The sequence below is a fragment of the Azospirillum sp. INR13 genome (genome assembly GCF_015390205.1).
Classification (GTDB): Bacteria; Pseudomonadota; Alphaproteobacteria; order Azospirillales; family Azospirillaceae; genus Azospirillum.
Map to the genome: position 1 here is coordinate 16,020 of NZ_VUOI01000009.1, position 12,387 is coordinate 28,406.

Genomic DNA, 12,387 nt, shown 5'->3' on the forward strand with positions numbered 1-12,387 from the left:
GCCGTTACGGAGCCTGGAAGCTCAGGATGCGCCGCAAGGCGCGCGGCAATGCCAGCAGGACATGGCCCAGCCGCGGCACCACCCGCGTGGCGAAGAACAGAAGCCCGCCGAAGAAGGTCGGGGCGGCCACGCGCTTGCGGTCGAGGAAGACGTCCCAGCCGACGCTGTTGCCGAAGACGAAACGGGCCATCTCCACGATGTCCTGGCGGTCGCGCGGGGCGAAACCGGCGCCGACCGCCAGTTCGCCGTTGCGCATCTCGATGCGGAAGATGCGCACGCCGGTGGTGGTCGCCGCCTCCGTCTCCGTCGCGGTGATGGCGAGGACCGGAGTCTGGTCGGGCCGGGAAATCTCCTCCCGCCATTTCGGATCGACCAGCAGGCCGACGCCGCCCGCCGACACGTCGGCGACGGTCAGGTCGATGCCGGTCCCATCCGCGAGAGTCAGCACGGCCGGACGGTCGACGGTGAAGCGTTCCTGGCGGCGGACCCGCTTGCGCTCGTAGACGACGGCGAGGCCGCCCAGCGCCAGCAGCAGGCTCAGGGAGCACCACACCGCCACCGGGACGATGGCGGCCCGGTGTTCCGGGAAGATGGAATAGCGCCATGCGCAGGCGGCCAGCCCGGCGGCCAGCAGCAGGGTGGTGACGATGAAGGGCGTGGCCAGCGGGGAGAAGCCGTCCTCGTCCACCGACTGGCCCTTGGCGGTGACCTTGAACACCGGGTCGCGCGGCCGGATCATCGTCGCCAGCGCCGCGCGGGAGACGTGGAAGGACTGCAGATACTCGTAGAGCTCCGAGAACAGCGGCCAGCGCATCCGCCCATGCAGGAACTGCGACAGGAAGGCGGCGGCGAAGACGTGCGGAATGACGAAGCAGGCGAAGTCCGGCAGGTTGATGCGGTAGATCTCCAGCCCGAACAGGGCGTAGCACAGCGGCGACAGCAGGAAGATCGGCCGCCAGAACCAGAAGAACCAATACAGCATGGTGCTGGTGTAGCAGAGCCGCTGCGCGACGGTCAGGCCGCGCTTGAACAGCGGGTTCTTCAGCAGGAACAGCTGGATCATGCCCTGGGTCCAGCGCGAGCGCTGGGCGATGAAGCTGTCGAAGGTTTCCGGCTGCAGCCCGGCGATCAGCGGACGCGGCAGGTAGACGCTGCGCCAGCCGCGCGAGTGCAGCTCCAGCGCGGTCTCGCAATCCTCCGTCACCGTGTCGCCGCTGAAGCCGCCGACCTCCTCCAGCGCCGCGCGGCGCAGGATGGCGGCGGATCCGCAGAAGAAGGAGCCGTTCCAGCGGTCCAGCCCCGGCTGGATCGAGTAGTAGAACATCTCGTTCTCGCTCGGCATCCGTTCGAAGGTGCCGAGGTTGTATTCGACCGGGTCGGGATTGACGAAGAAATGCGGCGTCTGGACCAGGAACAGGCCGGCGTCCTGCTGGAAGAACCCCACCGTCGCCCTGAGGATGCCCACCGTCGGCACATGGTCGGCATCCAGGATCAGCACGAGGTCGCCCGACGTCCTCTGGAAGGCGTGGTTGATGTTGCCGGCCTTGGCATGCTCGTTGCGCGGCCGGGTCATGTAGGTGACCTGCAGCCGTTCGCACAGCGCCGTCAGCGTCTCGCGCCGGGCCGAAGCGGCGGCGGCCTGCTCCGGGTTGCTGTGGGCCAGCTTCTGGTCGGTGCCGCCGTCGTCCAGCAGATAGACGTGCAGCTTGTCGCGCGGGTAGTCGATGCAGACCGCGGCGGCCAGCGTCGTCTCCAGCAGTTCCGGCTCCTCGTTGTAGGAGGGGATGTAGACGTCGACGCTGGGCCAGAAGGCGGGATCGCCCGTCGGCTCCGACGGTTCGCGGGCGATGGGATCGATGATGACGAACAGCGAGGTCAGGAACAGCACGAAGGACAGCGCTTCGGCCGCGAACAGGGTGACGCCGGGAACGAAGTTCACCAGATCGTCAACCGGCGGCAGCGTGCCGGTCAGCCGCCAGAAGAAATAGCGGAAGGTGACGAAGGCCAGCAGCAGCACGGTCAGCGTGCGGGCATGCCAGAAGCGCCGGGCGAAGCGCCCCAGCACGAAGGCCGCCGCCACGACGCCGACCGAAATCGCGGCGCTGGCAAATCTTCCGACGGGCAGCGCCGCGAGCGCAAGAAACAAACCCGCCGACAGCAACAAAAGAATCCAAAGCAGAACGGAACGCAGCGAAAACCGGCGGCTGTTCTGGTTCGGCTGTCTTTTGGTTTGCTGCGCCTTATTGTTCAGGGGTCGAACAACGGTCTTGGCGCCCGGGGAAGGTGTCATGCAGATCCGCGGAATGAGGCCACCCCACCATAGTGGGTGCCCCCTTATGCCTCAAGCTTCGTTACAAATCGTTACTGTCTCGTGATAAACATTGCGAAAATGCGATCGATTCCATGGCGTTGCATTCGGGCTACAGGCGTATGGCGCCGTGGACACGCATCGTTGCGTCGGGCGGGGAAGCGAATCGGGTGGGTGGCGGCAGACTCCCTCTCCAGGGGTGGGAGAGGGAGTCCTGGGCGAGTCCTGGGCGATTGCCCCCGGCGCGCGGCAGCTTTGCGCCGAAGCTCGGGCCTGGGGGGATGACGCGGAAGGGGAATGCCGTCATCGTGGCGGACCATTCACGTAGCCAGCGGTTGCATGCCCACCCTCGCCCTTCTGTCCGATGCCTTCGCCGTGCTGGCCCCCGTGTTCGTGGTGGCGGCGCTGGGTTACGGCTGGACGCGCGCGCAGCTTCCCTATGACAGCGCCTTCATCACCACCTTCGCGATCAACGTGTCGTCGCCCTGCCTGGTGTTCTCGGCGCTGACCCGGCTGCACCTGTCGGCCGACGTGATGGCGGAGATGGCGGCGGCGGCAACCGCCTGCATGGTGCTGACCGCGCTGGCGGCGGTGCCGGTGCTGCTGGCGGCGCGTCTGCCGCTGCGGGTCTATGTGCCGGCGATGGCCTTTCCCAATGCGGGAAATCTCGGGCTGCCGCTCTGCCTCTTCGCCTTCGGCGAGGCCGGGCTCAGCCTTGCCGTGCTGTTCTACGCGGTGATGTCGGTGGGGCAGTTCACGCTGGGGCCGGCGCTGGCGGCGGGACGCTTCGACCTGTGGCAGATGGCGCGCACGCCGACGATCTACGCGGTGGCGCTCGCCGTGGCGATCCAGTTGACCGGGCTGCCCCTGCCCGCCTGGATCGGCAACACGACGACCCTGCTGGGCAATTGCGCGGTGCCGCTGATGCTGTTCTCGCTGGGGGTGGCGCTGTCGAAGCTGCGGCTGTCGGGAGCGATGCGGGCGCTGTCGATGTCGGCCTTCCGGCTGGCCGCCGGTTTCGCCATGGGGCTGCTGGTGGTGTGGGCGATGGGGCTGACCGGGGCGGCGCGCGGCGTGGTGCTGGTGCAAAGCTCCATGCCCGTCGCGGTCTTCAACTATCTGTGGGCTCTGCGCTACGGCAATTCGCCGGAGGATGTGGCGGGCATGGTGCTGGGCTCCACCGCCATGGCCTTCGTGGCGCTGCCGGCGCTTCTGATGGTGGTGATGCGGTAAATCGCGAAGGAGAGGGAAGGATGGCGCACAGGGAACACCGCTATGCCGTGCGGGTGGAGTGGACCGGCAATCTCGGCACCGGCACCTCGGGCTACAAGGCCTACAGCCGCGACCACAGGATCGACGCCGGGACCAAGCCGGCGATCCCCGGCTCTTCCGACCCGGCCTTCCGCGGCGACCCGGCGCGCTGGAACCCGGAGGACCTGCTGGTCGCCTCGCTGTCGGCCTGCCACCAGCTCTGGTACCTGCATCTCTGCGCCAGCGCCGGGGTCGTCGTCACCGCCTATGCCGACGAGGCCGAAGGGGTGATGGAGGAGGGGCCGGACGGCGGCGGGCAGTTCGGCAGCGTCGTGCTGCGGCCAAGGGTGACGCTGGCGCCGGGTTCGGATGCCGCGAAGGCTCTGGCCCTGCATCACGAGGCGGCGGAGAAATGCTTCATCGCCCGCTCGGTCAACTTCCCGGTCCGGCACGAGCCGGCAGTGGAGATCGCGGTGGAGGTGGCGGGATGAGCGACGCCCCTGCCCTCTCCGTACTGGACGCCGTCGCCGGCCGGCGCAGCGTCCGCGCCTTCTTGGCCAAGCCGGTGGAGCAGGAGACGGTGCTGCGCATCCTCGACCTTGCCGCGCGGGCGCCGAGCGGCTCCAACATCCAGCCCTGGAAGGTCCATGCCATCGCCGGGGAGGCGCGTGCCGCCCTGTCGGCCGAGCTGCTGGCCGCCCATGAGGCGGGCGAGCCGGAGGTGCCGGAATATCCCTATTACCCGGAAAACTGGCGGGAGCCCTATCTGGGCCGGCGGCGGGCGGTGGGCTGGGCGCTCTACGGCTCGATCGGCATCGGCAAGGGCGACCGCGAGCGGATGGCGCGGCAGCATGGCCGCAACTGGCTGTTCTTCGGGGCGCCGGTCGGGCTGTTCTTCGCCATCGACCGCGACATGGGCAAGGGCGCCTGGCTCGACCTCGGCATGTTCATGCAGAACGTGATGATCGTCGCCCGCGGTTTCGGGCTGGAGACCTGCCCGCAGGCGGCCTTCTGCTACCGCCACGCCATCACCGCCCGCCATCTCGGCCTGCCCGACACCGAGATCATCGCCAGCGGCATGGCGCTTGGCCACGCCGACTGGTCGGCACCGGAAAACAATTTCCCGACGGAACGCGAGCCGGCGGAAGCCTTCACGCGCTTCACCGGGTTCCGTCAGGACTGACTCGGGGACCTGACGCGGGGGAAATTCCTGCTATGTTTCATGGCCCGGCGCCGTATCGTGGTGCGTCAGGGACAGGCATGGCAGCAGGGACGGGTCATGAGCTTCACCTCGATCTATCGGCACGGCTTCGCGCGGGTGGCCGCCTGCACGACACGCTGCACCCCGGCGGACCCGGCGGCCAACGCCGCAGCGGTCCTGGAGGCGGCGCGCGCCTGCCACGACAAGTCGGTGGCGGTGGCGCTGTTCCCGGAACTGGCGCTGTCCGGCTACGCCATCGACGATCTGCTGATGCAGGACCCGCTGATCGACGCGGTGGAACAGGCGATCCTGGATCTGGTGCAGGCCTCGGCCGGGCTGATGCCGCTGCTGCTGGTCGGCGCGCCGCTGCTGTATGACGGGCGGCTCTACAACACGGCGGTGGCGATCCACCGCGGCGAGCTGCTGGGCGTCGTGCCGAAGCAGCATCTGCCGAACTACCGGGAATTCTACGAACGGCGGCAGTTCGCCTCGGGCACCGGCACCGATGGCGGGACGATCCGCATCGGCGACCTGACCGCCCCTTTCGGCCCCGACCTGCTGTTCTCGGCGGAGGATCAGCCGGGGCTGGTCGTGCATGCCGAGATCTGCGAGGACCTGTGGGTTCCGGCACCGCCCAGCACCATGGCCTCGCTTGCCGGCGCCACCGTGCTGGCCAACCTGTCGGCCAGCAACATCACCATCGGAAAGTCCGACACCCGGCGGCTTCTGGCGAAATCGCAGTCGGCGCGCTGTTTGGCCGCCTATCTCTATTCGTCGGCCGGGACGGGGGAATCGACCACCGACCTCGCCTGGGACGGCCAGACCTCGATCTTCGAGAACGGCGAGAAGCTGGCGGAGACCGACCGCTTCCCCGACGGCGCCCAGATGGCGGTGGCCGACGTCGATCTCGACCTGCTGCGGCAGGAACGGCTGCGCCAGGGCACCTTCGACGACAACCGGCGCCTGCACGGGGCTGCCAGCGGCGGATTCCGCACCGTCGCCTTCCGGCTGGACGCGCCGGAGGAGGATGTCGGGCTGCTGCGCGTGGTGCCGCGCCTGCCCTTCGTCCCGGCCAGCACCGAACGGCTGGAGCAGGACTGCTACGAGGCCTACAACATCCAGGTCGCCGGGCTGGTGCAGCGGCTGCGCGCCACGGGCATCGGCAAGCTGGTGATCGGCGTGTCGGGCGGGCTGGACAGCACCCACGCCCTGATCGTCGCCGCCCGCGCCATGGACCGGCTGGAGCTGCCCCGCAGCGGCATCCTCGCCTACACCATGCCCGGCTTCGGCACCAGCGAGGGCACCAAGTCCAACGCCTGGCGGCTGATGACGGCCCTGGGGGTGACGGCGCAGGAGCTGGACATCCGGCCGGCCGCCAACCAGATGCTCAAGGACATGGACCACCCCTTCGCCCGCGGCGAGGCGGTGTATGACGTGACCTTCGAGAATGTGCAGGCCGGCCTGCGCACCGATTACCTGTTCCGGCTCGCCAACCACCACAACGGCATCGTGCTGGGCACCGGCGACCTGTCGGAGCTGGCGCTGGGCTGGTGCACCTACGGCGTCGGCGACCAGATGTCCCACTACAACGTCAATGCCGGCGTGCCGAAGACGCTGATCCAGCACCTGATCCGCTGGGTCGGCCGCACCGGCCAGTTCCAGCAGGAGGTGTCGGAGACGCTCGACGCCATCCTGAAGACGGAAATCTCGCCGGAGTTGGTGCCGGCCGGGTCGGACAAGGCGCTGCAGAGCTCCGAATCCGTGGTCGGGCCGTACGACCTGCAGGACTTCAACCTGTTCTACGTGCTGCGCTACGGCTTCCGCCCGTCGAAGATCGCCTTCCTGGCCCGCCACGCCTGGGCCGAGGTCGAAAAGGGCGACTGGCCGGAAGGCTATCCGCTGGAGAAGCGCCGCGCCTACAGCCCGGCCGAGATCCGCGACTGGCTGCGCGTGTTCCTGCGCCGCTTCTTCGGCTTCAGCCAGTTCAAGCGCTCGGCCATGCCGAACGGGCCGAAGGTGACGGCCGGCGGCTCCCTCTCCCCCCGGGGCGACTGGCGCGCGCCGTCCGATGGCAACGCCCGCATCTGGCTGGAAGAGCTGGAACGCGAGGTTCCGGCGGAGTGAGGCCAGCATCTGGCGACGATTTCCCCGGCCTCCAGTTTTTTGGCCGTCATTCCCGCGAAGGCGGGAATCCAGCTAACCCATTGCGGTTACTAAGGAAAAGCCTGGATCCCCGCCTCCGCGGGGATGACGGCCGAGGAGAGTTCTGAACTTTCATGAACGCGGACAGAACGACAACAAAAAGGCCGGCGCCCCATCGGAGCGCCGGCCTTTTCCTAGTCGATCGGATGCCGATCAGATCGAGATGCGCAGGGACTCGCGGTTGACCGGGGCGGCGTCGGGCGTGGCCACCGGGCGCGGCGGCACGGCGGGACGCATGCCGGCGGGCGGCGGGCCCGGAGCCGGAGCCGGAGCCTGCGGAGCGGCGGCCTGAGGCGTGCCCGGATGCGGCTGGGTCGCCTGCTGGGCGGCGATGAACTGGCCCTGGGCGGTCAGGCCGCTGGCGACGTTGCGGTTGATGTTGACCAGCGTGTCGATCTTGCCGAAGTCCAGGTCGATCAGGCGGTTGGTGGTTTCGCGGTCGACCAGCAGCGACAAGGCCGCGATGTTCGTCCGGACCTCCGGCGGATGGCCGCAATCCTCTTCGGTGATCGCCGCCTGGAAGATGGTCCACAGGCGCTGATTCAGTTGAAGAGCCTCGCGGTAGGCCTTTTCGTCCTTGGCATGGCTCGCGGCGATGATGCGGCGCGCCGCTTCCGCCAGGGCCCAAGCCTCGACGTCGCGCGGATTGTCCGAGGTCGGCTTGTTGGCGTAGGTGGGAGTCGGCTTCATTCCAAACCCTCGGGGGAAAACCCATCCGGTGGGGCGCAGCTGCCCCTTTGCATAGTCGTCGAAGTGTCGGTTATCCGGCCGGCTTTGTCAACGCAACGGGGGTACTTCGGCCGCTCCGGCGGGCGTTGCCGCAAACTGGTCACAAGTCCTATGCGTTTCCGCCAGGAGCGTGGCGGCAACCTCCGCCACCCGGTCCTCGGCGATGCCGTCCATCAGGCCGCGGGCATTGGGATCGGCGGCGACGCGGGCCAGCAGATCGGCCTGGGGAACCTCGCTGACCACCACCCGCCCGCGCGGCCCCCACGGGCCGTAGATGGCGGGATAACCGGGACCGAAGAGTCCCACCGTCGGCACGCCGGCCGCCGCCGCGATGTGCATCAGCCCGCTGTCGTTGCCGACATAGAGCGCCGCCCGCTCCAGGCAGGCCGCCGCCGCCATCGGGTCGGTGCGGCCGGTCAGGTCGATGGCGCGGTCGCCCAGCGCGTCGAGCACGGGCCGCGCCCGCTCGCGCTCCGGCCCGGCGGCGAGCACGGCCACCCGCGCGCCCTGCAGCACGCCCCCCTGCCCCATCCCCTGGCCCGTCAGCCGCAGGGCCAGCCGGGCGAAGCGGTCGGCCGGCCATTCCTTGCCCAGCCAATTGGCGGTCGGCCCGATCGCCAGGAACGGCCCGGTCCCGGCGGGGATCAGGGCATCGGCCTGCCGCCGCGCAGCATCGTCGATCCACAGGCGCGGGGCCGGCGGCGGCGACAGGCCGAGCAGGGCTGCGTTCTCCTCCACCTTGTGCATCGGGCGGGGCGGCTTGGCGTGGAAGACCCGACGGCGGGCCGGCACCAGCCGCCCGACCGCCGAGTTGCGCAGATCGACGACGAGGTCCCAACGGGTGCCGACGCAGTCCAGCCACAGCCGCAGCCAATGCCGGGCGTAGGAGCGTTTCGCCAGCGGAATCAGCCGCTCCAGCCCCGGCACGGAGCGGAACAGCGGCGCCGGCAGCGGCCCGCAGGCAATGGTCAGCCGCGCGTCCGGATAGGCGTGCGTCAAGTGGTCGAGCAACCCGGTGGACAGCACGGCGTCGCCCAGTCGGTTGGAGGTGATGAAGAGGATGCGGCTCATGATGCGCGGCCGGCAGCATCCCCGCCAGCATCCCGGGGGGCGTCCCCGGCGGAATGCCGGCGCCCCGGCCGCAGCATCAGCCCGCGCGACATCACCCACAGCGCCGGCAGCAGCATGACCAGCGGCATGGCGTACATCAGCGGCACGAAGACGGTCGCCTTGCCGGCGAGGCTGGTCAGGCCCAGCGCCCCCGCCTGCAATCCCATCACCAGCAGCACGGCGATGGTCACGCGGGAGGACTGGCCGCGCCGGTTGAACTCGCCCGACAGCAGTGCCGACAGCGCCACCAGGGCATAGGTCAGGGCCAGCAGCGGCGAGGAGAAGCGGTGGTGCAGCTCCGCGATCAGGCCGCGGCGCATGCGGTCGTCCTGCGCCGGCACGTCGCCCGCCATCAGTTCCGCCGTGCTGCGTTCGCGGGCGTCGGGCCAGCGTTCCGCCGCCTGCGGCGCCACCGCCTTCAGGTCCACGGCGTAGCGGTCGAAGAACAGCTGCGACAGCCGGCTGGTCTTGCGGTCCAGCTCCTGCCGGTTGCCGTCATAGACGACGAAGCGCGTGCCCTCCGGCCCGGTCTGCATCACCGCGCGGTCGCCCATGATCGTGACCGGCTTGTCCGGCTGGCGCCCGTCGTGGATCAGCACCTTGTGCAGGTTGCCGTCGGCGTCGCGGTCGCGCAGGAAGACGCTGAAATGGTCGCCGACCTCGTTGAACACGCCTTCGCGCAGGAACAGCTGCGAATAGTCGCTACGCACGGTGTATTCCATCCGCACCAGCTCGCGGTGGGCGGCGGGGGTGATCCAGACGTTCAGGGTGAGGACGACGGCCGTCACTCCGACCGCCAGCACGAGCGCCGGCTGCGACAGCGACAGCGGGCCGACGCCGGCCGCGCGCATCACCACCAGCTCGCTGTCGGTCGCCATCTTGTTGTAGGTGAACAGGATGGCGCCGACCAGCGCCAGCGGCAGGACGATGCCGAGGAAGGTCGGCACCGTCAGCAGCAGCAGCCACAGGAACATGCCCATCGGCGCGCCGGCGCTGACCACGATCTCGATCAGGCGCAGCGACTGGCTGAGCCAGATGGTCAGCGTCAGGCCCGCCGTCGAATAGAGGGTGGCGATCAGCAGGTTGCGGAACAGGTACCGTTGCAGTCGGTTCATGGGCGTCGATTCACGGGCAGCGGCCGGGGCTGTATACGGCCGGCAAGCTGACCGCCCCAGCCCGCCGGGTCAAGTGTTGAAAGCCGCGCGTACCGGAGCAACTCCGTTTCACTCCCTCTCCCGGGGCGGGAGAGGGCATTGGTCGCCAGGATGCATAGGATGGAAACCGCTGGCGCGGGTTACCGGCAACCGGTATGACGGTCGGCATGGCGACGATCCAGGAAGCGATGGCTGCCGCGGTGGCGCATCATCAGGCCGGCCGGCTGGCAGAGGCGGCGGCGATGTACCATGCCGTGCTGGACGCCATGCCCGGCCATGCCGACGCCTCCCATCTGCTGGGCGTGGTCCATCTGCAGTCGGGCCAGCCGGACCGGGCGGTCCCGCTGATCCGCAGCGCCATCCAGCACAACCACCGGGTCGCCGATTATCACGACAATCTCGGCAGCGCGCTGAAGGCGCTCGGCCGGCTGGACGAGGCGGTGGCCGCCCACCGGCAGGCGATCCGCCTGCGCCCGGACTTCGCCCAGGCGCTCTACAACCTGGGCAACGCGCTGGAGGCTCTGGGACGGCTGGAGGAGGCGGCGACCGCCTTCCGGCAGGCGGCGGTGCGGCGTCCCGGTTATGCCCGCGCCCGTTTCAACCTGGGCAACGTGCTGGCGGCGCTGGGCCGCCGGGCGGATGCCGACGCCGCCTACCGCGCCGCGATCGCCGACGAGTCCGGCTTCGTCGAGGCGCATGCCAACCGCGGCGGGCTGCTGCTGTCGCTGGGCCAACCGCAGGAGGCCGCGGCGGCGCTGGCCCGCGCGCTGGCGCTGCGCCCCGATCACGCGGCGGCGCTCGCCAACCTCGCGGCGGCACGGCTGGCGCTGGGCGACCGCGAAGGGGCGGACCGGGCGGCCCGCCATGCCGTGGCCGCCCGGCCGGATTTGCCCGCTGCCCTGCTGCGGCTGGGGGAGGTGCGCCAGCATGCCGACCGGCTGGGCGCGGCGGCGGACGCCTATGCCGCAGCGCTGGCCTGGGACCCGGCGCTGGCGGAGGCGCATGCCAATCTGGCGCTGGTGCGGCAGGGCCAGGGGCTGCTCGACGCGGCGGAGGCCGGGAACCGGCGGGCGCTGGCGCTCGATCCCGGTCTGGCCGACGTGCGCTCCAACCTCGCCTATCTCCGGCTGTTCCGGCCGGGCGTGACGGCGGCGGCGGTGCTGGAGGCGCACCGGGCCTGGGATGCGGTCCACGGTACGCCACACCGGGGACGCTGGGTCAAGCCCGGCCGCGGGGCCTCAGGGGCTGTGGCGGGGGCTGCTGCGGGAAAGGGACCGCTGACCGTCGCCATCCTGTCCGGCGACTTCCGCCGCCACCCCGCCGGCCTGTTCGCCGTCCGCACGGTGGAGGCGCTGCCGGAGCATGACGTCCGCCTGCTGCTCTATGCCAACCAGACGGAAGCGGACGACGTGACGGAGCGCTTCCGCAAGGCGGCGGCGCGCTGGACCCCGGTGGCCGGCCTGACCGACGCCGAGGTGGCGTCCCGGATCCGCCACGACCGGCCCGACGTGCTGATCGACCTTGCCGGACACAATGCCCGCGGCCGGCCGGGCGTCTTCGCGCGCAAGCCGGCGCCGCTGCAGGTGGCATGGTCCGGTTACATGGCGACGACCGGGCTGGCGGCGATGGATGCGCTGGTCGCCGACCGCCACCATGTGCCCGATGGCATGGAGAGCTTCTATGCGGAGCGGGTGCTGCGCATGCCCGATGCCTTCATCGCCTACGACCCGCCGGGGGGTGAGGATGTTCTGCCGCTGACGCCGCCGCCCAGCCTGTCGGGCGGGCCGGTCACCTTCGGCAGCTTCAACATCCTGACCAAGCTGAACGACGGGGTGCTGGCGGCCTGGGCGGCGATCCTGGAGCGGATGCCGGACGCCCGCCTGCTGATGAAGACCAAGGCGCTGTCCTGCCCCGCCACCGCGGCGCTGTGGCGCGACCGGCTGGCCGCCGCCGGCATCGAGCCCGACCGGGTGACGATGGTCGGCGCCAGCAGCAGCCTGGACCACATGCGCTGGTGCGCCTCGGTGGACGTGGCGCTCGACCCCTTCCCCTTTTCCGGCAGCACCACGACGCTGGAGACGCTGTGGATGGGCGTGCCGGTCGTCACCCTGCCGGGGGAGACCTTTTCCAGCCGCCATTCTCTGGCCTTCCTGACCGTGGCGGGGGTGGAGGGCTGCATCGCCGCCGACCCGGCCGATTACGTGGAGCGCGCCGTCGCCCTGGCCGCCGACCCGCAGCGGCTGGCGGAGCTGCGCCGCAGCCTGCGCCCCCGCATGGCCGGCGGGCCGCTGTGCGACGGCGGAAAACTGGCCGCCGCCCTGGCCACGGAATTGCGAGGTCTGGCGAACCGGGGCTGACAGCCAAGCCGGAACCATCCCGCCCGCCCGGACGTTGAGCGTGGGTACCCCCTCCATGCCCATAAGTGCGGGAAT

The 12,387-nt window shown here is 70.1% G+C and carries 9 protein-coding genes; 5 read left to right on the top strand and 4 right to left on the bottom strand.

The genetic code is table 11. The features are described from left to right. Window positions 1–4: 4 nt before the first annotated feature. On the bottom strand, window positions 5–2,290 hold the full coding sequence (gene bcsA, locus F1643_RS09565; protein ID WP_194912792.1) for a UDP-forming cellulose synthase catalytic subunit: 2,286 nt from the start codon (window positions 2,288–2,290) through the stop codon (window positions 5–7). A 357-nt stretch (window positions 2,291–2,647) separates the two neighbouring features. On the opposite strand from bcsA, the gene F1643_RS09570 reads away from it, so the two are divergent. The 4 genes from F1643_RS09570 (at window position 2,648) to F1643_RS09585 (ending at window position 6,884) form a co-directional block, all read left to right on the top strand. Next, a complete protein-coding gene (locus F1643_RS09570; protein WP_194912794.1) occupies window positions 2,648–3,541 on the top strand; it encodes an AEC family transporter in 894 nt (297 codons plus the stop codon). Between the two features lie 20 nt (window positions 3,542–3,561). Next, window positions 3,562–4,050, top strand: a complete 489-nt coding sequence (locus F1643_RS09575; protein ID WP_194912795.1) for an OsmC family protein — start codon at window positions 3,562–3,564, stop codon at window positions 4,048–4,050. Then, a complete protein-coding gene (locus tag F1643_RS09580; protein WP_194912797.1) occupies window positions 4,047–4,742 on the top strand; it encodes a nitroreductase in 696 nt (231 codons plus the stop codon). Before F1643_RS09575 ends, F1643_RS09580 begins: the two co-directional genes overlap by 4 nt. Before the next feature lie 96 nt (window positions 4,743–4,838). Beyond that, window positions 4,839–6,884, top strand: coding sequence for an NAD(+) synthase (locus F1643_RS09585; RefSeq protein ID WP_194912799.1), 2,046 nt, complete (start codon window positions 4,839–4,841; stop codon window positions 6,882–6,884). 231 nt (window positions 6,885–7,115) lie between these two features. Here the strand turns inward: F1643_RS09585 and F1643_RS09590 are convergent, their stop codons facing one another. The 3 genes from F1643_RS09590 to lptF form a co-directional block, all read right to left on the bottom strand. Next, window positions 7,116–7,652, bottom strand: coding sequence for a flagellar biosynthesis regulator FlaF (locus tag F1643_RS09590; protein ID WP_194912801.1), 537 nt, complete (start codon window positions 7,650–7,652; stop codon window positions 7,116–7,118). 87 nt (window positions 7,653–7,739) lie between these two features. Further along, window positions 7,740–8,762 (bottom strand): glycosyltransferase family 9 protein, encoded by a 1,023-nt coding sequence (locus F1643_RS09595; protein ID WP_194912803.1) that lies wholly within the window; start codon window positions 8,760–8,762, stop codon window positions 7,740–7,742. Next, window positions 8,759–9,916, bottom strand: coding sequence for an LPS export ABC transporter permease LptF (gene lptF, locus F1643_RS09600; protein ID WP_194912805.1), 1,158 nt, complete (start codon window positions 9,914–9,916; stop codon window positions 8,759–8,761). Before lptF ends, F1643_RS09595 begins: the two co-directional genes overlap by 4 nt. A 206-nt stretch (window positions 9,917–10,122) precedes the next feature. Between lptF and F1643_RS09605 the strand changes: the two genes are divergently transcribed. Next, window positions 10,123–12,312, top strand: coding sequence for a tetratricopeptide repeat protein (locus tag F1643_RS09605; protein ID WP_255542594.1), 2,190 nt, complete (start codon window positions 10,123–10,125; stop codon window positions 12,310–12,312). Window positions 12,313–12,387 lie beyond the last annotated feature (75 nt).